Origin of the sequence: Pectobacterium carotovorum (assembly GCF_033898505.1) — a bacterium.
GTDB lineage: Bacteria > Pseudomonadota > Gammaproteobacteria > Enterobacterales > Enterobacteriaceae > Pectobacterium > Pectobacterium carotovorum_J.
The window spans coordinates 24,534-48,626 of record NZ_JAXAFK010000007.1; the positions used below are offsets into that span (position 1 = coordinate 24,534).

Annotated in this window: 29 protein-coding genes and 1 pseudogene; 24 read left to right on the top strand and 6 right to left on the bottom strand. The window is 55.3% G+C overall.

The window, feature by feature from the left end; translation table 11 throughout:
- Window positions 1-218: 218 nt before the first annotated feature.
- From R9X49_RS21025 to R9X49_RS21035, 3 genes are read right to left on the bottom strand one after another with little or no spacing between them, the layout of a single operon-like run.
- A complete protein-coding gene (locus R9X49_RS21025) occupies window positions 219-1,235 on the bottom strand; it encodes a phage portal protein (protein WP_319850229.1) in 1,017 nt (338 codons plus the stop codon).
- Window positions 1,232-1,981 (bottom strand): terminase large subunit domain-containing protein, encoded by a 750-nt coding sequence (locus tag R9X49_RS21030; protein ID WP_319850230.1) that lies wholly within the window; start codon window positions 1,979-1,981, stop codon window positions 1,232-1,234. Before R9X49_RS21030 ends, R9X49_RS21025 begins: the two co-directional genes overlap by 4 nt.
- The gene (locus tag R9X49_RS21035; RefSeq protein ID WP_044208977.1) at window positions 1,978-3,747 is read right to left on the bottom strand and encodes a terminase ATPase subunit family protein; all 1,770 of its coding nucleotides are present in this window, start codon (window positions 3,745-3,747) and stop codon (window positions 1,978-1,980) included. The genes R9X49_RS21030 and R9X49_RS21035 overlap by 4 nt, the downstream gene beginning before the upstream one ends.
- Window positions 3,748-3,886: 139 nt before the next feature.
- Here R9X49_RS21035 and R9X49_RS21040 point away from each other — a divergent pair, with 139 nt between their 5' ends.
- From R9X49_RS21040 to R9X49_RS21090, 11 genes and pseudogenes are all read left to right on the top strand, one after another.
- A complete protein-coding gene (locus R9X49_RS21040) occupies window positions 3,887-4,741 on the top strand; it encodes a GPO family capsid scaffolding protein (RefSeq protein WP_319850233.1) in 855 nt (284 codons plus the stop codon).
- A 49-nt stretch (window positions 4,742-4,790) separates the two neighbouring features.
- A complete protein-coding gene (locus R9X49_RS21045; RefSeq protein WP_319850234.1) occupies window positions 4,791-5,918 on the top strand; it encodes a phage major capsid protein, P2 family in 1,128 nt (375 codons plus the stop codon).
- A 3-nt stretch (window positions 5,919-5,921) separates the two neighbouring features.
- Window positions 5,922-6,581 carry a terminase endonuclease subunit gene (locus tag R9X49_RS21050; protein ID WP_161546050.1) on the top strand — a complete coding sequence of 220 codons (660 nt, stop codon included), beginning with the start codon at window positions 5,922-5,924 and terminating at the stop codon, window positions 6,579-6,581.
- Window positions 6,582-6,672: 91 nt separating this feature from the next.
- Complete coding sequence (locus R9X49_RS21055) at window positions 6,673-7,176, top strand: head completion/stabilization protein (protein ID WP_319850235.1); 504 nt, start codon at window positions 6,673-6,675, stop codon at window positions 7,174-7,176.
- On the top strand, window positions 7,176-7,379 hold the full coding sequence (locus tag R9X49_RS21060) for a tail protein X (RefSeq protein ID WP_005967821.1): 204 nt from the start codon (window positions 7,176-7,178) through the stop codon (window positions 7,377-7,379). The genes R9X49_RS21055 and R9X49_RS21060 overlap by 1 nt, the downstream gene beginning before the upstream one ends.
- The gene (locus tag R9X49_RS21065) at window positions 7,370-7,588 is read left to right on the top strand and encodes an HP1 family phage holin (protein ID WP_103184669.1); all 219 of its coding nucleotides are present in this window, start codon (window positions 7,370-7,372) and stop codon (window positions 7,586-7,588) included. Before R9X49_RS21060 ends, R9X49_RS21065 begins: the two co-directional genes overlap by 10 nt.
- On the top strand, window positions 7,572-8,081 hold the full coding sequence (locus R9X49_RS21070) for a lysozyme (protein ID WP_319850236.1): 510 nt from the start codon (window positions 7,572-7,574) through the stop codon (window positions 8,079-8,081). The genes R9X49_RS21065 and R9X49_RS21070 overlap by 17 nt, the downstream gene beginning before the upstream one ends.
- A pseudogene (lysB, locus tag R9X49_RS21075) lies at window positions 8,078-8,437 on the top strand (Rz-like lysis system protein LysB); the annotation flags it as partial. The gene R9X49_RS21070 and the pseudogene lysB, both read left to right, overlap by 4 nt.
- Window positions 8,358-8,648 carry an Rz1-like lysis system protein LysC gene (gene lysC / locus R9X49_RS21080; protein ID WP_319850237.1) on the top strand — a complete coding sequence of 97 codons (291 nt, stop codon included), beginning with the start codon at window positions 8,358-8,360 and terminating at the stop codon, window positions 8,646-8,648. The pseudogene lysB and the gene lysC, both read left to right, overlap by 80 nt.
- Window positions 8,611-9,066 carry a phage tail protein gene (locus tag R9X49_RS21085; RefSeq protein WP_319850238.1) on the top strand — a complete coding sequence of 152 codons (456 nt, stop codon included), beginning with the start codon at window positions 8,611-8,613 and terminating at the stop codon, window positions 9,064-9,066. The genes lysC and R9X49_RS21085 overlap by 38 nt, the downstream gene beginning before the upstream one ends.
- Window positions 9,059-9,508 (top strand): phage virion morphogenesis protein, encoded by a 450-nt coding sequence (locus R9X49_RS21090; protein WP_319850239.1) that lies wholly within the window; start codon window positions 9,059-9,061, stop codon window positions 9,506-9,508. Before R9X49_RS21085 ends, R9X49_RS21090 begins: the two co-directional genes overlap by 8 nt.
- Before the next feature lie 28 nt (window positions 9,509-9,536).
- Here the strand turns inward: R9X49_RS21090 and R9X49_RS21095 are convergent, their stop codons facing one another.
- Window positions 9,537-9,878, bottom strand: coding sequence for a HigA family addiction module antitoxin (locus R9X49_RS21095; protein WP_103161044.1), 342 nt, complete (start codon window positions 9,876-9,878; stop codon window positions 9,537-9,539).
- A gap of 150 nt (window positions 9,879-10,028) precedes the next feature.
- Window positions 10,029-10,343, bottom strand: a complete 315-nt coding sequence (locus R9X49_RS21100; protein ID WP_319850240.1) for a type II toxin-antitoxin system RelE/ParE family toxin — start codon at window positions 10,341-10,343, stop codon at window positions 10,029-10,031.
- A gap of 337 nt (window positions 10,344-10,680) precedes the next feature.
- Between R9X49_RS21100 and R9X49_RS21105 the strand changes: the two genes are divergently transcribed.
- A complete protein-coding gene (locus R9X49_RS21105) occupies window positions 10,681-11,313 on the top strand; it encodes an ORF6N domain-containing protein (RefSeq protein ID WP_319850241.1) in 633 nt (210 codons plus the stop codon).
- A gap of 40 nt (window positions 11,314-11,353) precedes the next feature.
- Here the strand turns inward: R9X49_RS21105 and R9X49_RS21110 are convergent, their stop codons facing one another.
- Window positions 11,354-12,517, bottom strand: a complete 1,164-nt coding sequence (locus R9X49_RS21110; protein ID WP_319850242.1) for a hypothetical protein — start codon at window positions 12,515-12,517, stop codon at window positions 11,354-11,356.
- On the opposite strand from R9X49_RS21110, the gene R9X49_RS21115 reads away from it, so the two are divergent.
- From R9X49_RS21115 to R9X49_RS21170, 12 genes are all read left to right on the top strand, one after another.
- The gene (locus R9X49_RS21115; protein WP_319850243.1) at window positions 12,508-13,149 is read left to right on the top strand and encodes a phage baseplate assembly protein V; all 642 of its coding nucleotides are present in this window, start codon (window positions 12,508-12,510) and stop codon (window positions 13,147-13,149) included. The two genes, R9X49_RS21110 and R9X49_RS21115, sit on opposite strands and share 10 nt — an antisense overlap.
- A complete protein-coding gene (locus R9X49_RS21120; RefSeq protein ID WP_319850244.1) occupies window positions 13,146-13,490 on the top strand; it encodes a GPW/gp25 family protein in 345 nt (114 codons plus the stop codon). The genes R9X49_RS21115 and R9X49_RS21120 overlap by 4 nt, the downstream gene beginning before the upstream one ends.
- Before the next feature lie 3 nt (window positions 13,491-13,493).
- Window positions 13,494-14,402 (top strand): baseplate assembly protein, encoded by a 909-nt coding sequence (locus tag R9X49_RS21125; protein WP_319850245.1) that lies wholly within the window; start codon window positions 13,494-13,496, stop codon window positions 14,400-14,402.
- Window positions 14,395-15,006 (top strand): phage tail protein I, encoded by a 612-nt coding sequence (locus tag R9X49_RS21130; protein WP_319850246.1) that lies wholly within the window; start codon window positions 14,395-14,397, stop codon window positions 15,004-15,006. The genes R9X49_RS21125 and R9X49_RS21130 overlap by 8 nt, the downstream gene beginning before the upstream one ends.
- Window positions 15,003-17,096 (top strand): phage tail protein, encoded by a 2,094-nt coding sequence (locus tag R9X49_RS21135; protein WP_319850247.1) that lies wholly within the window; start codon window positions 15,003-15,005, stop codon window positions 17,094-17,096. Before R9X49_RS21130 ends, R9X49_RS21135 begins: the two co-directional genes overlap by 4 nt.
- Before the next feature lie 272 nt (window positions 17,097-17,368).
- Window positions 17,369-18,538, top strand: a complete 1,170-nt coding sequence (locus tag R9X49_RS21140) for a phage tail sheath protein (RefSeq protein ID WP_319850248.1) — start codon at window positions 17,369-17,371, stop codon at window positions 18,536-18,538.
- Window positions 18,539-18,552: 14 nt separating this feature from the next.
- Window positions 18,553-19,074, top strand: coding sequence for a phage major tail tube protein (locus R9X49_RS21145; protein WP_319850249.1), 522 nt, complete (start codon window positions 18,553-18,555; stop codon window positions 19,072-19,074).
- A 67-nt stretch (window positions 19,075-19,141) separates the two neighbouring features.
- Complete coding sequence (locus R9X49_RS21150; protein WP_201879259.1) at window positions 19,142-19,438, top strand: phage tail assembly protein; 297 nt, start codon at window positions 19,142-19,144, stop codon at window positions 19,436-19,438.
- Window positions 19,439-19,452: 14 nt separating this feature from the next.
- On the top strand, window positions 19,453-19,572 hold the full coding sequence (locus R9X49_RS21155; protein ID WP_319850250.1) for a GpE family phage tail protein: 120 nt from the start codon (window positions 19,453-19,455) through the stop codon (window positions 19,570-19,572).
- Window positions 19,565-22,447, top strand: coding sequence for a phage tail tape measure protein (locus R9X49_RS21160; protein WP_319850251.1), 2,883 nt, complete (start codon window positions 19,565-19,567; stop codon window positions 22,445-22,447). Before R9X49_RS21155 ends, R9X49_RS21160 begins: the two co-directional genes overlap by 8 nt.
- Window positions 22,444-22,929 (top strand): phage tail protein, encoded by a 486-nt coding sequence (locus R9X49_RS21165; RefSeq protein WP_116238267.1) that lies wholly within the window; start codon window positions 22,444-22,446, stop codon window positions 22,927-22,929. The genes R9X49_RS21160 and R9X49_RS21165 overlap by 4 nt, the downstream gene beginning before the upstream one ends.
- Window positions 22,926-24,086: a phage late control D family protein gene (locus R9X49_RS21170; protein ID WP_319850252.1), complete on the top strand. Its 1,161-nt coding sequence runs from the start codon at window positions 22,926-22,928 to the stop codon at window positions 24,084-24,086. Before R9X49_RS21165 ends, R9X49_RS21170 begins: the two co-directional genes overlap by 4 nt.
- Window positions 24,087-24,093: the final 7 nt, after the last annotated feature.

Genomic DNA, 24,093 nt, shown 5'->3' on the forward strand with positions numbered 1-24,093 from the left:
ATGAAAAGCGAGACATAAAGCGGGCAGGCGTGGCGGGGATAGCATTGCGCGCAAAGGTGTTTAGACGTGATTCATCCCGCACCGATGCGCCTCGCTGTGAAGTGCTCGGCTTTGATATCATGCATGGGGTTGGTTTTTTATTGGTGCGCGTAGAACGCGATTGGTGAGTCCTGGAAGGGATGTAAAAAAGCCGCTGGTTAGGCGGCTGAGCTGCTGGGTTACTCTTCTGTTAGTTTGTAGGGCTTAAATGCGATCACCTCAATGCCTACCACATCATTAATTTCTTTCATTCGTTCCTGTAGTGGCGTCAGCTCGTTCCTGACAAACACCTGACTGGCATTTACCACATCCCCGAATCCGCCTGTATTATTCGGGATAATCCCCATCATCTGCGGCGGTACGCGGTGAGCACTGAGCAGATCGTCACGGCTGGCATTTTTGATGTTAAAGAAATCGTCTTTCGTCGCCACCTCGCTTAACGGCACAATCTTGATACCGTCGGGCTTACCATTGGGGGCATAGAAAAACAGGTTCTTAAAATTCCCCAGCCCCTTTGTATTACTCATTGCGGCGCGCAGCTTGTCTACGTCGGTGCCGCTTTGTGCTGCGTCGGTCACATACATGATGTAACCCGCGTGCGCGCCATTCTGGTAATACTTGCGCCGGAACAGCGTCGCTGACTCATTCAGCCATGCCGAGTTCAACGAGCTGATATATTCCGGCAGGCCGTACATTTCCTGATTGATATCCGGCTCCAGCAAATGAAACACGCTACCCGGTTCAAAGCGGTGCGGCTCTTTGAATGACTGCACGAACCAGTAAACATCGTCCTCTACCCCGCGTCGGGTGTATTTTGCCGGGCTGGAGTCTAGGCGCAGGATGCCGCCTGTGCGGTTCAGGCGCTTTTCCAGAAATGCATTACCAAACACCAGATAATCCAGCGCAAAGCGGCTAAAATCCTGCTGACTCAATAGCGGGTGCGGGATAAAGGTGCTCGCCAGAATGTTACGTTTCACGTAAATCGGTGAGCTGTGGTGTACCGCAGCACGCAGGCTTTTAGCCAGTCCGCTGAAGTTGATCGGCGGCTCAATCCATCGTCCGTTATGGATACACTCGGCATAGTCCAGAATGTCGCGGCGATCCAGAACGGCGGACGGCTCACCAAAAGTGAAAGCCTCCATTGGTTGCGCCTGGCTAACGGGCGCAGATTTTGACTGGAATTTACGCTTTTTCATGCGGCCATCCCCTTATTGTTGATGGCCTGTGACCAGTCGCATTCAAAAAACTGCTGATATTCTTCCGGGGTAAATTCCCGCTTGATTTCCTCAATGTCGTGAAGGTCGCAGCCCTGAGCGGCCGCCTGTTCCAACGTTAATGATTGACGCCATACACCATCAGAACCAAACGAACTACCCGGCATAAAGAGGGCTGGAAGTGGATGCCTGCGCCGTGAAAAATCGCCCCACCATACCCGGAACGCGGCATAGTTATCTGAGGCTGAGCCGTACAGCGTCCGGCGATGTTGTTTATGCATCGACATGGATTTGGCGATTAACAATGCCGCTCGCGGGTTTTTGAACCACGGAAATTCATCAACATAAACATTGCCAGAATAGGCCGCGAAGTGGCTGTCTTCCCCTAAAAATGAAATCACCGCATCTTGTAACAGCACCTGTCCGGCGAGGTTCGTTGACAGATTGACGCCAACCTGCCACGCCGCCGCCTGCATGTGAGCGCGAGCCTGTTGTGCGCCGCCTGTCGTCGGGGCATAAAAAATCTGGTTACGTCCGGTAGTCAGCGCGTCCAGCAGCGCTTCGCGTGCAAAAAATGCCGTTGCACCAATCTGGCGCGCCTTGGTGATCGTGCGGTCAACATTCAGTCTGCCGACATGCTGCCAGACGGCTTGGTGCGGAAAGGTGAAATGCTCGATTGCTGTGTGGAGGTCGTCTATCTGGCTGGGGGTAAATGTGGTCATTTTCATTCGTTAAAATCCAAAATGCTGACAGGGACATGACCGTTAATCGCGGTCAGGGGTTCATTTAACAGCGCATGCATGGTTGCCCATGCCACATCAGCGTGGCTGATTTCCTCGCTGCGGCTGGCTTCATAGGTGGTGCGGTTGCCGCTGGCCGTCATGGTTTTGCGTATGGCCATAAACGATTGAGTGATGTCGGTGTGGCTGGTGTCGTACTCCAGACGTCCACTGGTGATGGTGTCTTTCGCCTTGAGCACCATCGCGGTTTTAATTTCCGGTGAGTATTTGATTTCGCGTGCGGCCGGGAAGAATCCCCGAACCAGTTGGTAAACGCCCTGACCGATGCCCGTTGCATCAATGCCGATATATTCGACGATGTATTTTTCCGTCAGCAGCTTGATGGCGTCGGCCTGTGCGGCAAAATCCATGCCCTTCCACTGGAAGCGCTCAAGGATGCGGAATTTGCCGCCCGGTGCCTGCGGCGGTGCCAGTACAACACAGCCCGCGCTGTCGCCTGTATGTGACGGATCGTAGCCAATCCAGACAGGTTTATAGGCAAATGGGCGCAGCGCGTAGGGGTTAAAGTCTTCCCACTCTTCCAGCGCATCGACCATACAGCGCTGTAATTCCTCAAACGGGAACACCGACGCCTTATCATCAACAAACTCACACATCAGCAGGTTTTGATACTCTGCCGGGCTGTACTCCAGCGTGAGCTGGTCGAGGTCAAACAGGTTACAGCCCCCGGCCAGCGCATCTTCTACCGTCACAATCTGCCGCCACTGGCCGTCACCGCACAGCACGCCGCCGGACAAGTTCGCGTGGCTTAAATCCAGATGGAGGTGATCGGCCTTGTTGCTGCGTCCCTTGTTGAACAGCTCGCCCGACCAGAACGGATAGGCGCTGTGTGCCAGACTCGACGGTGTGGAGAAATACGTGGAGCGCCACTTTTTGTGCAACGACATGCCGCTGGCGACTTTGCGCAGCTCCTGAAACTTGGGGATCCAGAAATATTCATCCAGATACAGGTTTCCGGTGTAGCTCTGCGCGGTGCGGATGTTGGTGCCGAGGAAGAACAGGCGCGCCCCGTTGGGCAGCACCATCGGATCGCCTTTCAGGTCAACATCAACCAGTCGGGCAAAATCAATGATGTAGTTTTTAAAGACGTGCGCCTGCGCCTTACTCGCTGACAGGAAAATCTGATTGCGCCCGGTGGTCAGCGCATCAATCAGGGCTTCCCGCGCAAAATAGAACGTCGCCCCAATCTGGCGCGATTTTAGGATATTGCGGATACGGTGCTGTAGCCCGGCCTGATGCCAGCCGCGTTGGTATTCGAAAATCTCACTCAGGAAAATGTCGTTCAGCTTCTCGATAGCCGCATCGCTAAACGCGTTCTTTTCCGGTGCCTTGCGTTCACCCTTGTTGCGGTTGCGCACGTTGGGATTGAGATCGGCCTCGTTGCCCGTCTGGCTGTAGCGGTTCACCCGCGCCAGCCGCTCAATCTGACGGCCTAACAGGTCGATTTCTTTGTAGTCATGCCCCTCCTTTTTCGTCTTCATGATGAGCTGGATCAACCGCGCTTCCAGACTGGCTTCCACACGCGATACCGGGGCGATAGCGTCCCAGCCGTCGCGCTGCTTCCAGCTCTGAACGGTCGGCGTTTTCTGGTTCAGCATTTCCCCAATCTGACGCACCGAAAAGCCCTGCCAATAGAGCAAGGCCGCCTGTCGCCGTGGGTCGCTGATGATGGTGGTATCGATGGCTGTATTCATGACGGCAAGGCTACGTCAGCGCCGACCTTCCCCGCCTTAAGTGCCTGTTGTGCCAGCGGTTAGCGAACCGTGATTGATGGCACGGCAAGGTGTCACGCCGGATACTCGCCCCAACTTCCCGCAAACAACGGATGAGAAAATGGCAAAGAAAATTTCTAAGTGGTTCCGCGTCGGTGTTGAAGGTGACACCTGCGATGGTCGCATCATTGATGCGAACGATATTCAACAGATGGGCGAGGGATTTGATCCGCGTGTCTACGGTTGCCGCATCAACATTGAACACGTGAAAGGCTTGCTGCCCGATAGTCCCTTCCGGCGCTACGGCGATGTGGTCGAGCTGAAAGCCGAGAAGATTGAAGATGACTCGGTGCTTAACGGCAAGCTGGCGCTGTTTGCCAAAATCGACCCGACAGATGAACTGGTGGCAATGATTAAGGCGCGCCAGAAAATCTATACCTCAATGGAAATTCAGCCCAATTTCAGCAACTCAGGGAAAAGCTGCCTAGTCGGTCTGGCGGTCACTGATGACCCGGCCAGCCTCGGCACGGAAATGCTGGAGTTCAGCGCCAAAGCCAAACATAGCCCGTTGGCTATGCGCAAATCCTCCCCGGAAAACCTCTTTTCTGTCGCTACCGAAGTGACGCTGGAGTTTGAAGACCTGCCAGACGTGGAGCCGACGCTGTTGTCACGCATCAAAAACCTACTGAGCGGCAAACAGTCCAGCGATGACGCCCGCTTTACTGATGTGCATGAAGCCGTGGCCGAGGTCGCCGGACAGGTACAGACCAACGCCGACAGCATGGAGCAGCGCTTTACTCAGTTTGAGCAGCGCCAGAAACAGGACATTGCCACCCTGACGCAGAAGCTGAGCGCCAGTGAGCAGCAGTTAACCGACCTCAAAGCCACGCTGGACGGCACAGAGAGCCTGTCGCAAAAGCGCCGTCCCCCGGCAACAGGTGGCGACGGCGAAGCCTCGTTGCTGACCAACTGCTAACCGGGGCGTTGCCCCTCGATACCCTTTTTCGGAAAGAACAGGAAAAACAATGCGTAAAGAAACCCGTTTTAAATTTAATGCCTACATGACCCAGCTTGCCGCACTGAATGGCGTTGACGTGGAAACCCTGAGTAAAAAATTCAGTGTCGAGCCGTCCGTCACGCAGTCGCTGATGGAAGTGGTGCAAGAGTCGTCCGACTTCCTGACCCGCATCAATATCGTGCCGGTTGCCGAACTGACCGGGGAAAAAATCGGCCTCGGTGTGTCCGGGTCGGTTGCCAGCACCACGGATACCTCAAGCGGTGACGAGCGCGAAACCGCCGATCTGATGAGTCTGGAAGCGCGCCAGTACAAGTGCGAACAGATGAACTTTGATTTCCATATCCGTTACAACACCCTTGACCTGTGGGCGCGTTTTCAGGATTTCCAGTTGCGTTTACGCAATGCCATCGCCAAGCGTCAGGCGCTGGATTACATCATGGCCGGATGGCATGGCGTGAAACGTGCGGCAACCTCTGACCGTGCTAAAAATCCGCTGTTGCAGGATGTGGCGGTGGGCTGGCTGCAAAAATACCGTAACGAATCCGCCAAGCGCGTGATGGGGCGTGTTGTCGAGGAGGACGGCACCGTGATTTCCGAAAAAATCCGCGTCGGTGAGAACGGCGATTATGAAAGCCTCGACGCGCTGGTGATGGATGCGACCAACACCATGATCGACGAATGGCATCAGGAAGACCCGGATTTAGTAGTGATTTGTGGCCGTCAGTTGCTGTCCGATAAGTATTTCCCACTGGTCAACAAACAGCAGGAAAACAGCGAAATACTGGCCGCTGATGTGATTGTCAGCCAGAAGCGCATCGGCAATCTGCCTGCGGTGCGTGTGCCGTACTTCCCGGCGAATGCGCTGATGGTGACACGTCTGGATAACCTGTCCATTTACTACATGGACGACAGCCACCGCCGCCACATTGAGGAAGTCGCTAAACGTGACCGTATCGAAAACTACGAATCCATTAAGCAGGATTACGTCGTTGAAGATTACGGCTGTGGCTGTGTGATCGAAAACATCCAGCTCGGTACGTTCCCGAAACCGCCGGAAGCGGAAAAAGCCGCTGAGCCTGCCGCGTCAGAGGATGAAAAACCGACTGATACCCCAACCGATAACGCCGGAGCCTAAACCATGCTAAGCCCCGCCCAGCGTCACATGATGCGGGTGTCGGCTGCTGAGGCGTCGCAGCGGGAGAATGATCCGCTGCGACAGGCCACCGGATACGAGCAAATGCTGTTCCGGCTTGCGGCTGACAAACGCACGTTAAAACAGGTGCGCTCAATTGAGCGTAAAGCCGAAATGAAAAATGTCTTGCTGCCGGGCTATGCACCGTGGGTGGCGGGTGTCCTCGCCAGCGGTCGCGGCGCACAGGACGCGGTATTGATGACGGTCATGGTGTGGAAACTCGACGCCGGAGACATCCCCGGTGCGCTGGAGATTGCCCGTTATGCACTCCAGCACAAACTGGTAATGCCGGAGGGCTACACCCGCCCGACGCCATACCTGTTAGCCGAAGATGTGGCCGACGCCGCAACCCGCGCCCATACCGCCGGGCAGGCGGTCAATATTGAGCTGCTGATCGACACGCTGACGCTGACCGATGCGGAAGACATGCCCGATCAGGTGCGCGCCAAGCTGCACAAAATCATCGGTCTGATACTGCGCAGCGGCAAGCCGGAGCAAGCCCTGTTTCACCTGAAACGCGCCTTTCAGCTTGATAGCCGAAGCGGTGTGAAAAAAGACATAGAGCGGCTGGAAACGGCGCTGCGCAAAGCAGCGGCCAGCCGTTAACCCAACGCGCCCCGCGCCGGGCGGCACACAGGCCGGAACAGTTCACTGTTTTCTGTGCCTGTGTCCACCGCCCACCTATTCAGAGGTTGTCATGACGACAATGATTTTCCCCGCGAAAGCGGATCCACACCCGGATGCGGTGGTTATCCCTGTGCCTGCGAAACAGGATGCGGTAATCGAAAACACGTTTTTCTGGCCTACCGTGGAGCCAGGAACGCTGCGCACGCTGATGCGCCTTGAGAACACCGTCACGCCGGAGCGCCTGCGCCATGCGGCGAAAACCGCAATTTCTGAGGTTAACGCCGAGCTGTACGAGTACCGCGCTGCACAGATGGCGGCAGGGTTTAAAACGCTGGACGCGGTTCCCGCTGAGCGACTCGACGGTCAGAGCGAAAAAGAGCACCACTATCTGTGTGCAGTCAGCGCCATTACCACGGCGACGCTGTACGAGCGTTATCGGAGCTATGACGCCAGCGCCAAAGGCGACCGCAAAGCCGACTCGCTCGACGGCACGATTGATGAACTGTGGCGCGATGCGCGCTGGTCAATCAGTCAGTTACAGGATAAACCCCGCTGCATCATCGGGCATATCTGATGAACGTTATCGCCCAGCAGGGCGACACACTGGACGCCCTGTGTTATCGCCATTACGGGCGCACGCAGGGTGCCGTTGAGGCGGTGTTAGCTGCCAATCCGGGGCTGGCTGAATTCGGGGCGATTCTGCCCCACGGCACCGCCGTCACCCTGCCGGATATTGCCGCCGCCCCTGTCGCAGAAACGGTGAGTTTATGGGATTGAATATGGAAAGAATCACTTCGTTTATCGCGTACTGGATAAGTGTTGCGCTGGCATTTTTCGGCGCCATGACGCCGCAGGATTTCGCGGCCTATTTCGGGGCGCTGGGGGTGGTGTTCACTGTCGGTGTTAACTGGTACTACCGCCGCAAGAGTTACCAGCTATTGAAGACTATCGATCCCCGCGAGGTTATCAATGAAATCACTCGTTAAACGCTGCGTTATCGCCACGGTGTTAGCGCTGGCCGCGTTAGTGCCGGATTTTTCCTTGCTGAAAACGTCACAAGAGGGGCTGGCGCTGATTGCCGACCTTGAGGGATGCCGCTTAAGCCCGTACCAGTGCAGCGCGAACGTGTGGACAAACGGGATCGGACACACCGCAGGCGTGGCGCCGGGGAAAACCATCACCGAGCGTGAGGCGGCGGTCAATCTGGTTGCCGATGTGTTGCGGGTCGAACGGGCGCTGGCACGCTGTATGGCCGTTAACATGCCGCAGGCCGTCTATGACGCCATCGTGAGTTTTGCGTTTAATGTCGGTGTCGGTGCGGCCTGCCGCTCTACGCTGGCGTTTTTCATCAACAAAGGCCAGTGGCGCAGCGCCTGTGACCAGCTATTACGCTGGGTCTATGTCAACGGTGAGGTATCACGCGGTATTGAAACCCGTCGCCAGCGTGAGCGCGCCGTCTGCCTTAAGGGGGCGGCATGAGCACGTTTACCCGCGTAATCCTTGTTGCTGTCGTGTTGTTCATCGTGCTGCTGTTCGTGACTAAGCGGCAACTGTCTGACGCAGAAAAACTGATTAGCGAACAGAGCGCAATGCTGGTTAAACAGTCGCTTGAACTGCTGGTCAGGGATGGAGTGATCGACGCGTTGCAGTCCAGTGCGATACGCAACGAACAGGCACAGGCGGAACTCCGAACGAAACTGTCACAGGCCGGGCAACTGGCCGCGTCCCGCGATAAAAAAATTATGAGGTTACTTAATGAAAATGCCGAACTGCGCCGCTGGTATGGCACTGCTTTGCCTGACGACTTTAAGCGGCTGCACACCCGCCCCGCCTTTGACAACCCCGGCGCTTATTTACGTTGGCTGTCCGAAGGTAACGAGCTGCCCAATACCGGGCAGCAGCCCGGAAACGAACGGTGATTTAAGCGCGGATAACCGCCAACTGGAAAGCGCGCTGGTGAGCTGTGCGCTACAGGTCGAAACCATCAAACACTGTCAGGAACAACACGATGCTGAAACCCAACAGCCTGCGCAGCGCCTTAAATGATGCGGTGCCGGTACTGAAAAATAACCCGGATATGCTGCATGTCTTTATCGACAGCGGCGCGGTGGTGTCTACGCTGGCCGCGTCGCTGTCGTTTGAAAATCAGTACACACTGAATCTGGTCATCACGGATTTTACCGACGATATCGACTGGCTACTGGTGCCGATTCAGGCGTGGATACGTGAAAATCAGCCGGATATAGCCCATGATCGTAAAGGGTTTACCTATCTTGCGGATATTAACGATAACGGTAGCTGTGATATCAGTATCAGCCTGAAACTCACTGAGCGTGTGATCGTCAAAGAGGTAGACAAGGCATTGCACGTTACCCACGCGCCAGAGCCGCCGTTACCTGTTCCCGTCACGCGTCCGGACTCCATGTATATCAACGGCGAATTAGTGAGTCAGTGGAATGAATGAGCTGAAACCGTTTGACGACAAGCTGGCCGGGCTGCTTGCCAGCCTGTCGGCGTCTGGCCGTCGAAAGCTGGCCGGAACGGTGGCAAAAGCCCTGCGCGGTAGCCAGCAGCAACACATCAAACAGCAGCAGGCACCGGACGGCACGCCCTATGCCCCGCGCAAAGCCCAACCGATTAAAGGCAAAAAAGGCCGGGTTAAACGCCAGATGTTCCAGAAACTGCGTACCGCTAAATACCTGAAAGCCAAAGGCACCGCCGATGCGGCCAGCGTGGAATTTGTCGGACGGGTACAACGCATGGCGCGGGTGCATCATTACGGCCTGCGTGATCGGCCTAGCCGCAACGGCGACGATGTTCAATACGAGGCACGGCCGCTGTTAGGGTTTAGCGATCGGGAGTTAAAAGAAGTCGAGGGATTACTGATAGAGCATCTGAGTAAATGAAATCAGCCCCGCGAGTGCGGGGCTTAGCTCACGCTACGTCTTTCACATTTTCATCACGCTGCGCCAGAAAATCTTCCAGCGTAGTGATACGGCTAATTTCTTCCTGAGTGCGCGCGTCGTTTTCCACTTCCCACACGTCAACGCTATTTTGCAGGTTCAACCAGAAATCAACTGACGTATCAAATGCTTTCGCCAACCGGAATGCCATATCAACCGTTAACTTACGGTTATTGTTGACCAGTGCACTGATCGTGTTGCGGTGGACATTCAGCATTTCCGCCAAGTCATTAATCTTCAAACCTGTAGGTTCTAGATATTCATATAACAGGACATCGCCTACGGATGTCGGCTTGCGTTGTGCCTGTGCCATATATTTTCCTTCGGTCTACGAGTCTACGGGTCTACGGGTCTACGGGTCTACGGGTCTACGGGTCTACGGGTCTACGGGTCTACGGGTCTACGGGTCTACGGGTCTACGGGTCTACGGGTCTACGGGTCTACGGGTCTACGGGTCTACGGGTTATTTGTGCTTTTTATAACCATGGTCGTCAAGGTAGATATCCTCTGCTTTACCATCAACCCATTTAAAAATCAGGCGATATTGGATATTTACTCTGATGGATGAATATTCCCCCAATGGCGGATTAAGGTTCTCGTATCGGTTCCCCGGCGGCGATTTTAGGTCTTTTGCTGAAACCGCCGCGTTGATGATATCCAGCTTGCGGGACAAGGATGTAACCACATCGGCAGGTATCTTTTTATGCGACTTGCCATACATAAAAAAATCTTCCAGCCACTGATCCCGAAAGCTATGAATGCTGCGCATTTTTTGCATCCGTCGCTCCCTCGTTTGTTGTGCGTGTAATTGTAATGCACCCATGCACTGTGCGCAAGTGCATTAACAAAACGGTTGATTTTACCTGACAGTTTCCGCTATGGTTCGCCCCACGAGGCCTCGAAAACCTCTTAACGCGGACAACCAACCCCGATAGTGTTGGATTTTTTATGCCTGTCATTCAGTGGACGCATTGCGCGGTCACACCCCGATCAATGTCGGGAGGGCGACTAATAGAATACCCGCAAGGGGAATAAGTCCGCGGTTTCGTTAAGCCGTTTCGAGCCTCCCGGCACCACACCGTTTGTGGTAACTCGAAAAATTTAACGAGGTCATCATGACTACCCAACTATCTGTAGAAAGCCTGCCCGTTATTACTCACAACAATATTCCCGTCGTTACTACTGAACTCTTAGCTCAGCTTTACGGTTCAAAACCTAAAAACATTTCTGACAACTACCTCAACAATGCACAGCGCTTTGTTTGTGGTAAGCATTATTTCAAGATAACCAATTCAGAATTAAAAGAATTTAAGAACAGACCCGATTTAAACGGGTTAGTCGGTAAACGCGCCCGTAGCCTCATCCTCTGGACGGAACGCGGTGCAGCCCGCCACGCCAAGATGCTGGAAACCGATCAGGCATGGGATGTGTTCGAAAAGCTGGAGGACTGCTACTTCAACCCGCAGGAAAAAGCCGTTCCACCTGAACCGAAAAAGCCCGTTCACCCTTGTGAGCTGGAATTTTATATTCCTGAGACACCGCTTATCTTCAACCATATTCAAACCTCGCAACTCAATGCGTTATTCAAATCCGTGGAATATCTGACCATGGATTTTTGGCCGCATATGCAAGCGTTATTCCCAACTCTGGATTGCAAACACGGCTCAGCGGTTAATACCGTGAATTTGTTGATGCGGTTGTTAAAGGATAAGCGTGCAGAGTGTGATGAATTGAGTAAGCAGAACTGATTTATTGGTAACTGCCCCGCCTGATGGCGGGGCTATAAATTTATCTTCCCTTCACGCTTTCAATCAATTTAGCAATTTGCTCAATCCCGTCAAAGGTTGAAGGGATCTTATCTTCTGATGGCATGATATTTGAGAAAATTATCGCCTCAAATTTTTCCAATGAATTTCCGTCATTAGCTTTCATTTCCTTAGCATACTCAGAGTATTTTTGTATAAAGCTACAAAGTGTTTTTCTTAATTCAATTTGATTTACTTGGGATTTTATAGACGTGTAATTGCTCAAGGAAATCCTAAAGTAATAAACAAATATGAATGTCAATGTAAAAGCAGGAATCAAGCTAAATAAAGATAGCATTGAATCAAGCTTAACAACCCCCTCGTAAACTAAATAAACATCGATACCAAAAGGTAAGAGAACTAAAACCCCAAGCAGTATAGTAAACCAAAAGGCTCGTCTTGATTCTATTTTTTTCTTTTCTGATAGATCATCAAATCCGCGATACAAGCCAACAAAATTAAAGGCATTTTCTTGCTCATCTAATCTTTCTTTTAGTTTTTCTACTTTTTCTGTTTGTGTTTTGATTTTTTCATTCCAAGTATCCATGGTTTCTTTCATTACTGTTTCAGCTCGGGCTGCATCTATAAAATTTTGCACATCGCTATTTTGATATTTTTCACGACATAATGAAAATGGCATCTCATATAATGCATATAAAATTTGAACTTGCGCATCATAACTAAAGCTATCTTTTTTATAAATAACAAAATCTTTTACTCTAGTTAATTCAAAGGAAATATCATTAGGTTGATAAAAATGAAACTCCATCAAAAACCGAAACAACAAAGCAAGAAATGAATCAAGATCTGCATCATTTTGTGATTTCTCTTCGAGATAGCTATTAATCCACCCATGTATGAGATTGATATTAAACTGAGTGTACTCATCCCATAAAGCTGGATTCCGCCTCATATTGAGAAGAATTAATTTAATAAACGTCCCCCTATTTTTATTAAACTCATCAGCACCACCGTTTTTTATATTAGGGATATATTCGTTGATTAACGTTTGAGTACTACTTAGTTTAAAAAAATCGAGCATATTTATTTTCTCTTTTAGTTTTTTACCTTGTTGTTTTGCCAACAGAACAACGTCAAAGGTTTGTGTAAGTCGTTCAAAGTATCCACCATGAAGCGATGAACACACAAGCCACCCTTACCGAAATCCAGCGCCTCTTGCGCAATATGATCCGTGTCGGCGTCGTGACCCACGTCAACACAGCGGACGCCCTGTGCCGGGTGCAAACCGGAGACATGACCACAGGCTGGTTGAACTGGTTAACCCGCCGTGCCGGACGTTCACGCGACTGGTGGGCACCGTCCATTGGTGAACAGGTGTTGATCCTGTCCATCGGCGGCGAACTGGACACCGCCTTTGTGCTGCCCGGCATCTATTCCGATGACCAGCCCGCGCCGTCGGCGTCTGCCGATGCGTTACATATCAGCTTTCCCGACGGTGCGATGATCGAGTACGAACCCGCAACATCAGCGCTGACCGTCAGCGGGATTAAAACCGCCACACTCACCGCGTCAGAGTCTGTTACCACTACCGCGCCACAGGTCACCGTGAACGCCTCCACGCGCATCACGTTAGACTCACCGGAGGTGGTCTGCACCAACAAGCTGATTACCGGAACGCTGGAAGTACAAAAAGGCGGGGAAATGCGCGGCACTATCCAGCACAGCGGCGGCGCGTTTACTTCAAACGGCGTGCAAGTGGATAAACACAATCACGGCAACGTACAAAACGGCGGCGGCTGGACGGACGGGACACGATGACAGCACGTTACCTCGGCATGAGCCGTGACAGCGGCCAGACGCTCGGCGACCTTGAGCACATTCGCCAGAGCGTGCGCGACATTCTCATTACGCCCGTCGGGTCGCGGGTGATGCGTCGGGATTACGGGTCGCTGCTGTCGGCGCTGATCGACCAGCCGCAAAATCCCGCTGTGAAATTGCAGGTCATGGCCGCGTGTTACATGGCGCTGCAGCGCTGGGAGCCACGCATCACGCTGACGGCCATCAACCTGACAAGCACCTTTGACGGCAAGCTGGCCGTTGATATTACGGGCGTGCTGGCTGACAGCAACGCCGTTTCCCTTTCTGTTCCTGTGAGCTGACACATGGCGATGATTGATTTAAGCCAGCTTCCCGCACCTGCCGTGGTGGAAGAACTGGACTACGAGGCAGTTTACACCGAGCGCAAAGCGATGCTGCTGTCGCTCTACCCGGAAGACCAGCGCGCCGCCGTTGCCCGCACGTTGGCGCTGGAATCCGATCCGCTCGTCAAGCTGTTACAGGAAAACGCCTACCGCGAATTGCTATGGCGCCAGCGCGTCAATGAAGCCGCTCGCGCCGTGATGGTGACGTATGCGCAAGGGAGTGACCTCGACCAGCTCGGCGCCAATTTCAGCGTGTCCCGTCTGGTGGTCACCCCGGCTGACGATTCGACCCTGCCGCCCACGCCAGCCCTGATGGAATCCGACAGCGATTTGCGCCTGCGCATTCAGCAGTCTTTCGAGGGCTTAAGCGTTGCCGGGTCTGTCGGGGCTTACCAGTACCACGGACGCAGCGCCGACGGGCGCGTGGCGGATGTGTCGGTTATCAGCCCCAGCCCGGCCAGCGTCACCGTGTCGGTACTGTCACGCGAGGGCGACGGCAGCGCCAGCCCGGAGCTGGTCGCTATTGTTACCGACGCTCTGAACGGCGAAGACGTGCGCCCGGTGGCAGACCGCGTGACGGTGCAGTCTGCCGCCATTGTGCCGTATGAGATTGACGCCACGCTGTATCTGTATCGGAGTCCTGAAGCGGAGCCAGTACGCGCCGCCGCCGAACAGAAGCTGAAAGCCTATATCAGTGCGCAGCACCGATTGGGGCGGGATATTCGTCGCTCGGCGATTTATGCTGCGCTGCACGTTGAAGGCGTGCAACGGGTCGAGCTGACGACACCCGCCGCCGATATCGTGCTGACCGCCGCGCAGGCGTCCTACTGTTCCGGCTATCGGCTGGGTGTAGGCGGTGCAGATGAGTGATAGCCGTCTGCTGCCTGTCGGGTCGTCCGCGCTGGAAGTCGCCGCCGCTACTGCCTGCGCCGAGATTACCCGCGTACCGGTTCCCCTGCGCCTGCTGTGGAACCCGGACACCTGCCCGGCACACCTGCTGCCGTATCTGGCGTGGGCGTTTTCCGTTGACCGCTGGGATGAGGTGTGGCCGGAGAGCGTGAAACGGCAGGTGATCCGCGATGCGTTCTTTATCCATCGGCATAAAGGCACCATCGGTGCGTTACGTCGCGTGGTGGAGCCGTTTGGTTATCTGATCCGTATCAGCGAATGGTTTCAGAACGGCGGCGAGCCAGGCACGTTTCGCCTGGACATTGGCGTGCAGGATAGCGGCATTACCGAAGAAACCTTTTACGAGCTGGAGCGGCTGATTGCCGACGCCAAACCCGCGTCCCGTCACCTGTTGGGGCTGAATATCAACCTTGACACGCAGGGCGCGGCCTACGTTGCCGCGCTGTCCTATGGCGGCGACGCGCTGACCGTTTACCCCTATTTTCCTGAAACCATTACCGTGTCCGGTCTGGATGTGACCGGGGCAGCACTTCATTTAATCGACAATGTGAGCGTAACCGCATGAGCGCAACCTATTTTGCCCTGTTAACCAACATCGGCGCGGCCAGACTGGCTAACGCTACCGCGCTGGGTAACCGCCTGAACATCAGCCAGATGGCCGTCGGTGACGGCGGCGGTGTCTTGCCGACACCGAACCCGGCACAAACGGCACTGATTAGCGAGAAGCGGCGCGCCGCACTCAACATGATGAGCATTGACCCGAAAAACCCCAGCCAGATTATCGCCGAGCAGGTTATTCCCGAAAATGAGGGCGGTTGGTGGATTCGTGAAATCGGGCTATTTGACGATGACGGCAATCTGATTGCGGTCGCCAACTGCCCGGAAACCTACAAACCGCAGCTACAGGAGGGCAGCGGCCGCATCCAGACCGTGCGCATGATACTGATTGTCAGCAGTACCGACGCGGTGACGCTGAAAGTTGACCCGGCTGTGGTGCTGGCAACGCGGAGCTATGTTGATAACGCCGTGATCGAGGTGAAAGCCTATGCGGATAATCTGATGAAGCTACACCTTGCCGCGGCTGATCCGCACCCGCAGTACGCGCCAAAGGCCAGTCCGGCACTGACGGGTAAACCTACCGCACCCACAGCGACGCAGGCATCGAATGACATGCAGCTGGCGACCACGGCCTTTGTGAAGTCGGCTATTTCGGCGTTGGTGAACGGGTCGCCGGGGGCGCTGGACACCTTGCAAGAGCTGGCGGCGGCGATGGGTAACGATCCGAACTTCTCAACAACGGTACTTAATGCCATTGCTGATGTTACGAATAAGCACAATGCACACGTAACAGCCGCCGATCCGCACCCGCAATACGCACCGAAAGCCAGCCCGGCACTGACAGGCAAACCCACTGCGCCCACGGCAGCGCAGGCATCGAATGACACGCAACTGGCGAACACGGCCTTTGTGAAAACGGCCATCGGCGCACTGATTAACGGTGCCCCCGGCGCACTGGATACGCTGCAAGAGCTGGCGGCGGCGCTGGGTAACGATCCGAACTTCTCTACGACGGTACTCAATGCCCTTGCTGATGTGACGAATAAGCAGAATGCACACGCCTCCGCCACCGACCCGCACACACAATACGCGCCGAAAGCCAGCCCGGCACTGACTGGTAAACCCACCGCCCCTACGGCAACGCAGGCATCGAATGACACGCAGCTGGCGACCACGGCCTTTGTGAAAGCGGCTATTTCGGCGTTGGTGAACGGGTCGCCGGGCGCGCTGGACACCTTGCAGGAGCTGGCGGCCGCGTTGGGTAATGACCCCGATTTTTCAACGACGATAGTAAACGCGCTGGCCGGGAAGCTGGCAAAAGACCAGAACGGCGCAGATATCGTGAATAAAAAACAGTTCGCCAGAAATGCCAGCCTGCCCCATTTGGGGAGCGGGTGGGTTAATTTCGGCGGCAGTGCTGGCGCGTGGACAACCGCGCAATTTATTGATTTTTTAGATGAGATAGGGGCATTTCAGCATCTGTATTTTGTGTGTGCGGGGTCATGGAGCTACGCGGTAAACCGGAAAATTACCGATACAGGCTGCGGTCACATTGAGCTGGCGGGGGCGGTTGTTGAAGTGTTCAGTGACCGCTTTCATTGCAGAACGATCCGCATCACGACCCCGACAACATCAAGCGACGCGGAGGCGATACCCGGAACGTTTGTTTATATCGATAACGGTGCCGATTCCGCGCCCGGCTGGCGTCGTGAATATAATTCGAAAACCCTGCACGCGGCTGATATCGCGGCGTTAGGTGTGCCGCTTCGTGACGATAAACAGATGTGCCGGGCGTGGGTGCGCTTTAATGAAAACGGTGAAATCAATGACGCATACAATGTGCAGTCGGTGATAAAAAACAGCACCGGAGATTTTACGATCCGCTTTAAAACCCCGATGAAAAATGAAAATTACGCGTTCACCTACACCGTGGGCGGACGAGGCGACTCGATGAACATGTGTTCCGGCGCATCCCAACTGCCGACGGTTGATGCATTGCGGGTTATCAGTGTTTCAGCGACAGGGATCGGCAAAGGGGGCGATTTTCGGCTATTGGATTTTCCGGTCAATTCCGTTGCGATTTTTGGCGGAGTCTGAATAGGCACATTGATCGACGTAGCCGATCAATAACGCATAATCGATCTGTATAAACGTTTATAAAATAGCCAGTCCAGATGTCATTATGTCTATGGTTTTAAAATAATAATGATCCACTGGGGAAAGCGAAGCCCACCGTCCGCCAACGGTGGGCTTTTTTCATGGCTGTTTTTCGCCCCGGTGTTGTGCCAGCCCCCACCGTGCCAGCATTACTCGCCCGCCTCAGACTCACACAACACAATAGCCTTGCCTATTTTTATGGAGTCAGCTAAATGAGTGATTTTCACCACGGCGTGCAGGTCGTCGAAGTCAACGACGGCACGCGCGTTATTTCCACCGTTTCCACCGCCATTATCGGCATGGTATGTACCGCCGCCGACGCCGACGCGGCCACCTTTCCCCTGAATACCCCGGTGCTGATTACCAACGTGCTGTCCGCCGTCGGCAAGGCCGGGAAAAAAGGCACGCTGGCCGCTGCCCTGTCTGCCATCGCCGACCAGTCCAAACCCGTTACCGTTGTGGTGCGTGTGGACGAAGGTAAAGACGAGGCCGAAACCATCAGCAATGTGATCGGCGGCAGTGACGAAAACGGCAAATACACCGGGATGAAATGCCTGTTAGATGCCATGACCGCCACGGGGGTGAAACCGCGCATTCTCGGTGCGCCGGGGCTGGACTCGCTGCCTGTTGCCACGGCGTTAGCCTCCATTTGTCAGTCGCTGCGTGCTTTTGGTTACGTCAGCGCGTGGGGCTGCAAAACCCTGTCGGACGCCATCAACTACCGGGAAAATTTTAGCCAGCGTGAATTGATGGTGATCTGGCCGGATTTTATCGCATGGGATACCACGGCCAACGCCAGCGCCACCGCGTATGCCACCGCCCGCGCCCTCGGTCTGCGCGCCAAAATCGACCAAGAAACCGGATGGCATAAAACCCTGTCTAACGTCGGCGTGAACGGCGTGACGGGCATCAGCGCGTCGGTGTTCTGGGATTTGCAGGCACCCGGCACCGATGCGGATTTACTGAATCAGGCAGGTGTCACCACGCTGGTACGTAAAGACGGCTTCCGCTTCTGGGGTAACCGCACCTGTTCTGACGATCCGCTGTTCCTGTTTGAGAACTACACCCGCACCGCGCAGGTGCTGGCTGACACGATGGCCGAGGCGCACATGTGGGCGGTGGATAAGCCCGTTACCGCGACGCTTATCAAAGACATTATCGAAGGTATCAAAGCCAAGTTTCGCGAACTGAAATCCGGCGGTTACATCATTGATGCGGATTGCTGGTTCGATGAAACCGCGAACGATAAAGGCACCCTCAAAGCGGGGAAATTGTATATCGATTACGACTATACCCCCGTTCCCCCGCTTGAAAACCTCACCCTGCGCCAGCGCATCACCGATAAATATCTGGTGAATCTGGCCGCGTCGGTCAACAGCTAAGGAGCTAACGCGCTATGGCACTGCCTCGCAATCTGAAATTTATGAACCTGTTTAACGACGGCATGAGCTATATGGGGATCGCCTCCGCCGTCACGCTGCCGAAACTCACCCGCAAGCTGGAGAACTATCGCGGCGGCGGCATGAACGGCACCGCGCCCATTGATTTTGGGCTGGATGATGACGCGCTGTCGATGGAATGGACGCTAGGCGGTTTTGCTGATGAAACGCTGTGGAGCCAGTACGCCGCGCCGGGCGCTGACAAGGTGTTGCTGCGCTTTACCGGGTCATACCAGCGCGATGACACCGGGGAAATTTCGGCGGTTGAAGTGGTGATGCGTGGCCGTCATAAAGAAATTGACGGCGGCGAGAGTAAGCAAGGGGAAGCCACTGAAACCAAGATTTCCACCCAATGCACCTATTACAAGCTGACCATCGACGGCAAAGAGATGATCGAGATTGACACCATCAACATGATTGAGCGTGTTGTCGGTGTTGACCGTCTGGAGCAGCACCGCCGGGCGATTGGTCTGGCGTAAATCTATCCGGCCAGCCCGGCGCTGGCCGTCTTCTTTCTATTTTCTATCTGAACACAGAGGCAACATCATGAACAAAAACGACAACGTGGTCACACTGGAAACCCCTATCAAGCGCGGCGAAACCATCATCGACACTATCACCCTGATTAAACCGACTACCGGAACGCTGCGCGGCGTCAGCCTGGCGGCGCTGGCCGGGTCGGACGTCGACGCACTGATTAAAGTGCTGCCACGCATGACCATTCCGGCACTCACCGAAACCGACATCACCCGCATGGAATTGCCGGATATGATTGCCATCGCGGGCAAGGTGGTCGGTTTTTTGACGCCGAAATCGCAACAGGGAACCTCCCCCGAAGCCTGAGTGTTGATGAGCTGATGGCGGATATCGCGGTAATTTTTCACTGGCCGCCATCGGAGCTGTACCCAATGACCCTCACCGAGTTGATCCTGTGGCGCGACAAGGCGCTGAAACGCAGCGGACATACCAATGAGTAATAATTTACAGTTAAATGTTTTGCTCAAGGCCGTGGACAGTGCGACTCGCCCGTTTAAGGCGGTGCAAACCGCCAGTAAAAAGCTGTCGGGCGATATCCGCGATTCACAGACCCAGCTCAAAGACCTGAACACGCAGGCCGGGCGTATCGACGGTTTCCGCAAGGCAAAAAGCCAGCTCAGCGAAACGGGCGCGGTACTCCAGCAGGCGCAGGCCAAAGCCGCCGAACTGTCGGCGGAACTGCGCAATAGCGAAAATCCCACCAAACGGCAGGCACAGGCGCTGGAGCGGGCGAAACGTCATGCCGCCACGCTAAAAACGGAGTATGGACAACTGCGCCAGTCGGTACAGCGCCAGCGTACTGAGCTAGAGCTGGCAGGCATCAGCACGCGCAACCTGTCCGGCGCGGAGCGCAAATTACGCAACAACATATCTCAGACAACGACGCAGCTTGACCAGCAACGCGCCGCGCTGTCCCGCGTCAGCCAGCAACAGGAAAAACTGAACGCGGTCAGGCAGCGCTATGAGAAAGGCAAGGAAATCACCGCCGGGGTACGCAATACCAGCGCGGCGGCGTTTGGCCTCGGTTCCGCGGCGCTGTATGCCGAAAGCCGCCTGATTGCGCCGTCGGTACAGGCCGACGGACACGGGGCGCGCATCGCCGCGCAGACAGGCGGGAATGCGGCCGACGGCGAACAGTACACCCGCGTTATCAAAGATATTAACGCTTCGGGTGTGAGTAACGATCTCACTCAGATAGCGGACGCGGTGGCTGCGGTGCGCAGCACATTGGGGGCGATGGGAGACGTCGGGGAAACCGAGCTGGCGCGGATATCGCGGAAGGCGCTGGACATACAAACGGCGCTCGGTGGCGATGCAACCGAGAGTATCCAGATAGCCGCCATCATGATGAAAAATGGCCTCGCGAAGAACAGCGACGAGGCATTTGATTTGATGGTGTCCGGGATGCAGCGCGTGTCGGCGCAGATGCGCGGCGAACTGCCGGAAATCCTGCACGAATATTCGACCCACTTCCGCAACATGGGATTCAGCGGATCGGAGGCGATGACGCTGCTGGTTGAGATGGCGCAGCAAGGCAAGTTTGCGCTGGACAAGACAGGCGACGCGGTTAAAGAGTTCTCAATCCGTGGGTCGGATATGTCCAAAGCCAGCATTGAAGCGTATGACGCCGCCGGACTCAATGCCGCCAAAATGTCTACCGCGATTGCCAGCGGCGGCGATAAGGCGCGGGCGGCAATGCAAAAAACCGCCAACGGGCTGCTGAAAATCAAAGATCCGGCAGAACGGGCAAACGCGGCCATCGCCCTGTTTGGTACGCCGATTGAAGACCTGTCGATTGACCAGATACCGAAATTCCTGTCCGCACTGGCCGGAGCCGAAAACAAGCTCGGTGACGTGTCCGGGGCGGCTGACCGTATGGGCGATACCCTGCGTGATAACCTTGAGGGGGATATCGGGCGGCTACAGGGCGCGATGTCCAGTCTGCGCTTTAACCTGTTCAATGACGATGACGGCGCACTGCGCAAACTGACGCAGGCCGCGACGGAGTGGTTAACCCGCGTCAATGAATGGGTCAAGGCTAACCCGGAGCTGACGCGGCAGATAGTGATGGTGGGTGGCGCAGCCACGGCGTTAATTACGGTGCTGGGCGGGATCGGGCTGGTTGCGTGGCCTGTCATGAGCGGGATTAATGCATTAATTGGCGGAGCGGGTTTACTGAGTGCCGGATTACGGTTTGCCGGAACACGCGGCATTACGCCGCTGTCAGGAGGATTAACCCGCCTCGGCGGGATGATCGGCTGGCTGGCAAAGTCGCCGCTGATGCTGCTACGTGCCGGAACCTCTGCGCTGACCTCGGCATTCGGGGCGGTCAGTAACCCGCTGACCATTATTCGGGGCGCGATGTCGGGTTTTGGCCGGGTGCTGATGTGGCTGTTTACGTCACCGCTGGCACTGCTGCGCACTGGCATTACGCTGGTTGGTAGTGCGTTAGGCGTGCTGCTGTCTCCCGTCGGGCTGGCCGTCGCGGCGATGGTTGGCGGCGCACTGCTTATCTGGAAATACTGGGAGCCGATTCAGGCCTTTATCGGCGGCGTGGTTGAGGGATTCGTGGCGGCCAGCGCGCCAATCATTGCGGCGTTTGAGCCGCTCCAGCCTGTCTTTACGTGGATTGGTGACAAAATCCGGGCGCTGTTTGGCTGGTTCGGCGATCTGCTGAATCCGGTCAAATCCACTGCCGCCGAGCTGGACGGTGCGGCCAGCATGGGGAAACGGTTTGGTGAGGCACTGGCTAACGGGCTGAACATCATCATGAACCCGCTGGAGTCGCTGAAAAAAGGCGTGTCGTGGCTGCTGGAAAAGCTGGGGCTGGTTGACGAGAAATCGAAGAAGCTGCCGACCGCTGACAGTATCCTGCCGCCACAAGAGGCCGCCGCGCTAAAGGTGGGGGTCATCACCGCACCGGTTCCGCAAGGCGTCGACGCAACGTCAATTGCTGCCCGCTACAGCGGTGTACGTGATAACGGCGGTGGTATCAAGCTGGGAGAGTTTGCCGTCGTCGGTGAACATGGTCCTGAAATCGTTGAGGGTCCGGTCAATGTCACCAGCCGTAAAAAAACGGCGGCGATGGCGTCCGCAGCCATGAACATGTCAGCCTATCGCCCGATAGCGCCAACGGTTCAGGCCAGCGCGGCATCATCCCCGATCAGCATTCACGCGCCAATTAGCATTGTTGCCCAGCCCGGCCAGAGTGCGCAGGACATCGCGAAGGAAGTCACACGCCAGCTTGAGCAGCGGGAACGGGCGGCGCGGTCACGCGCATTCAGTCAGTACAGTTATCAGGGAGGCGAATTATGATGCTCACATTAGGGCTGTTTGTGTTCCAGCTCCAGACCCTGCCTTACCAGAACATGCAGCGCAACGTTGACTACCGCTGGCCGTCAAACAGCCGCGTCGGTCAGCGTCCTGCGTTGCAGTTCTTAGGCGTTGAAGACGAGAAAATCACGCTGTCAGGGGAACTCCTGCCGGAAATCACAGGCGGCACACTGTCGTTGCTGATGCTGGAGACGATGGCCGATCAGGGGCGTGCATGGCCGCTGATTGAGGGCAGCGGCACGATTTACGGCGTGTTTGTGGTGAACAGTATCAGCCAGACGAAAACCGATTTTTTCCCTGATGGCCGCGCCCGGCGGATTGAATTTACCATCACGCTGACCCGCGTTGACTCGTCGCTGTCTGCGATGCTGGGCGATTTACGCCAGCAGGCGGAGGGATTGATCGGCAGCGCCGGGGAAATGGCTAACCGGGCGCAATCCGCCATTGGGGGGTTATTCGCATGATTAACCCGCTGAATGTTCGCGCAGGCAGTAAAACCGCCCCGGCGTACCTGCTGCGACTCAATGAGCAGGACATCACAACCGTTATCAGCTCGCGTCTGCTATCACTGAGCCTGACTGATAACCGGGGATTTGAAGCCGACCAGCTCGACATCGAGCTGGACGACAGCGACGGACTGTTGCAGTTACCCCGCCGGGGCGCGGTGCTGTCGGTGTTTTTGGGCTGGGAAGGTGAAGCGCTGATCGGTAAAGGTGATTTTACGGTGGATGAAATAGAGCACCGTGGCACACCGGATACGCTTACTATCCGGGCGCGGAGTGCCGATTTTCGCGGGTCGCTGAACTCCCGGCGTGAGCTGTCCTATCACGACACCACGCTGGGGGCGATTGTTGAACAGGTGGCGAAGCGTAACAACCTTGCGCCGATGCTGGCTGACGGATTCGCGGGGATAAAAATTCCGCACATCGACCAGACGCAGGAAACCGACGCGGTATTTATTACCCGGCTGGCTGAGCGCAACGGGGCAATCGTGGCGATCAAAGCCGGGCGTTTGCTGTTTATCCGTCCCGGAACGGGGAAGACGGCCAGCGGTAAACCTATCCCACAGCAGATTATTGAACGCAGCGACGGCGATCAGCACAGTTTTAGCCTCGCTGACCGGGGCGCGTACACAGGTGTAACGGCAAGCTGGCTGCATACAAAAGAGCCTCAACCTGAAAAGCCGAAAACGGTAAAGGTAAAACGTCAGAAAAAAGTGTTATTGCATCAGGGAGCACAACCACAGAAGACGCACCCTAAAGCGAAAAAGGCAAAGAAGGAGCCAGAAGCCCGCGAGGGGGATTATCTGGTTGGCACGGATGAAAACGTGCTGGCGCTGACCACGGTTTTTGCGACTAAAGCACAGGCCACGCGCGCTGCACAGGCGAAGTGGGACAAGCTGCAACGCGGTGTCGCGGAGTTTTCTATTACGCTGGCAATGGGACGCGCTGACCTGTTCCCTGAAACCCCTGTTCAGGTGAGCGGCTTTAAGCAGGTGATCGACGAACAGGAATGGACAATCTCAAAAGTGACGCATTCCTTGAGTAATAACGGCTACATTACCGCACTGGAGCTGGAAGTGCTGCTGTCTGATGTTGAGTATGAGGGAAGTGAACAGTAATTCATTT

What these genes read in the sequence shown, in the direction of transcription:
- R9X49_RS21025 (WP_319850229.1), bottom strand. Translation starts at nt 1,235, where the DNA reads ATGAAAAAGCGTAAATTCCAGTCAAAATCTGCGCCCGTTAGCCAGGCG.
- R9X49_RS21030 (WP_319850230.1), bottom strand. Translation starts at nt 1,981, where the DNA reads ATGAAAATGACCACATTTACCCCCAGCCAGATAGACGACCTCCACACA.
- R9X49_RS21035 (WP_044208977.1), bottom strand. Translation starts at nt 3,747, where the DNA reads ATGAATACAGCCATCGATACCACCATCATCAGCGACCCACGGCGACAG.
- R9X49_RS21040 (WP_319850233.1), top strand. Translation starts at nt 3,887, where the DNA reads ATGGCAAAGAAAATTTCTAAGTGGTTCCGCGTCGGTGTTGAAGGTGAC.
- R9X49_RS21045 (WP_319850234.1), top strand. Translation starts at nt 4,791, where the DNA reads ATGCGTAAAGAAACCCGTTTTAAATTTAATGCCTACATGACCCAGCTT.
- R9X49_RS21050 (WP_161546050.1), top strand. Translation starts at nt 5,922, where the DNA reads ATGCTAAGCCCCGCCCAGCGTCACATGATGCGGGTGTCGGCTGCTGAG.
- R9X49_RS21055 (WP_319850235.1), top strand. Translation starts at nt 6,673, where the DNA reads ATGACGACAATGATTTTCCCCGCGAAAGCGGATCCACACCCGGATGCG.
- R9X49_RS21060 (WP_005967821.1), top strand. Translation starts at nt 7,176, where the DNA reads ATGAACGTTATCGCCCAGCAGGGCGACACACTGGACGCCCTGTGTTAT.
- R9X49_RS21065 (WP_103184669.1), top strand. Translation starts at nt 7,370, where the DNA reads ATGGGATTGAATATGGAAAGAATCACTTCGTTTATCGCGTACTGGATA.
- R9X49_RS21070 (WP_319850236.1), top strand. Translation starts at nt 7,572, where the DNA reads ATGAAATCACTCGTTAAACGCTGCGTTATCGCCACGGTGTTAGCGCTG.
- lysC (WP_319850237.1), top strand. Translation starts at nt 8,358, where the DNA reads ATGAAAATGCCGAACTGCGCCGCTGGTATGGCACTGCTTTGCCTGACG.
- R9X49_RS21085 (WP_319850238.1), top strand. Translation starts at nt 8,611, where the DNA reads ATGCTGAAACCCAACAGCCTGCGCAGCGCCTTAAATGATGCGGTGCCG.
- R9X49_RS21090 (WP_319850239.1), top strand. Translation starts at nt 9,059, where the DNA reads ATGAATGAGCTGAAACCGTTTGACGACAAGCTGGCCGGGCTGCTTGCC.
- R9X49_RS21095 (WP_103161044.1), bottom strand. Translation starts at nt 9,878, where the DNA reads ATGGCACAGGCACAACGCAAGCCGACATCCGTAGGCGATGTCCTGTTA.
- R9X49_RS21100 (WP_319850240.1), bottom strand. Translation starts at nt 10,343, where the DNA reads ATGCAAAAAATGCGCAGCATTCATAGCTTTCGGGATCAGTGGCTGGAA.
- R9X49_RS21105 (WP_319850241.1), top strand. Translation starts at nt 10,681, where the DNA reads ATGACTACCCAACTATCTGTAGAAAGCCTGCCCGTTATTACTCACAAC.
- R9X49_RS21115 (WP_319850243.1), top strand. Translation starts at nt 12,508, where the DNA reads ATGAACACACAAGCCACCCTTACCGAAATCCAGCGCCTCTTGCGCAAT.
- R9X49_RS21120 (WP_319850244.1), top strand. Translation starts at nt 13,146, where the DNA reads ATGACAGCACGTTACCTCGGCATGAGCCGTGACAGCGGCCAGACGCTC.
- R9X49_RS21125 (WP_319850245.1), top strand. Translation starts at nt 13,494, where the DNA reads ATGGCGATGATTGATTTAAGCCAGCTTCCCGCACCTGCCGTGGTGGAA.
- R9X49_RS21130 (WP_319850246.1), top strand. Translation starts at nt 14,395, where the DNA reads ATGAGTGATAGCCGTCTGCTGCCTGTCGGGTCGTCCGCGCTGGAAGTC.
- R9X49_RS21135 (WP_319850247.1), top strand. Translation starts at nt 15,003, where the DNA reads ATGAGCGCAACCTATTTTGCCCTGTTAACCAACATCGGCGCGGCCAGA.
- R9X49_RS21140 (WP_319850248.1), top strand. Translation starts at nt 17,369, where the DNA reads ATGAGTGATTTTCACCACGGCGTGCAGGTCGTCGAAGTCAACGACGGC.
- R9X49_RS21145 (WP_319850249.1), top strand. Translation starts at nt 18,553, where the DNA reads ATGGCACTGCCTCGCAATCTGAAATTTATGAACCTGTTTAACGACGGC.
- R9X49_RS21150 (WP_201879259.1), top strand. Translation starts at nt 19,142, where the DNA reads ATGAACAAAAACGACAACGTGGTCACACTGGAAACCCCTATCAAGCGC.
- R9X49_RS21155 (WP_319850250.1), top strand. Translation starts at nt 19,453, where the DNA reads ATGGCGGATATCGCGGTAATTTTTCACTGGCCGCCATCGGAGCTGTAC.
- R9X49_RS21160 (WP_319850251.1), top strand. Translation starts at nt 19,565, where the DNA reads ATGAGTAATAATTTACAGTTAAATGTTTTGCTCAAGGCCGTGGACAGT.
- R9X49_RS21165 (WP_116238267.1), top strand. Translation starts at nt 22,444, where the DNA reads ATGATGCTCACATTAGGGCTGTTTGTGTTCCAGCTCCAGACCCTGCCT.
- R9X49_RS21170 (WP_319850252.1), top strand. Translation starts at nt 22,926, where the DNA reads ATGATTAACCCGCTGAATGTTCGCGCAGGCAGTAAAACCGCCCCGGCG.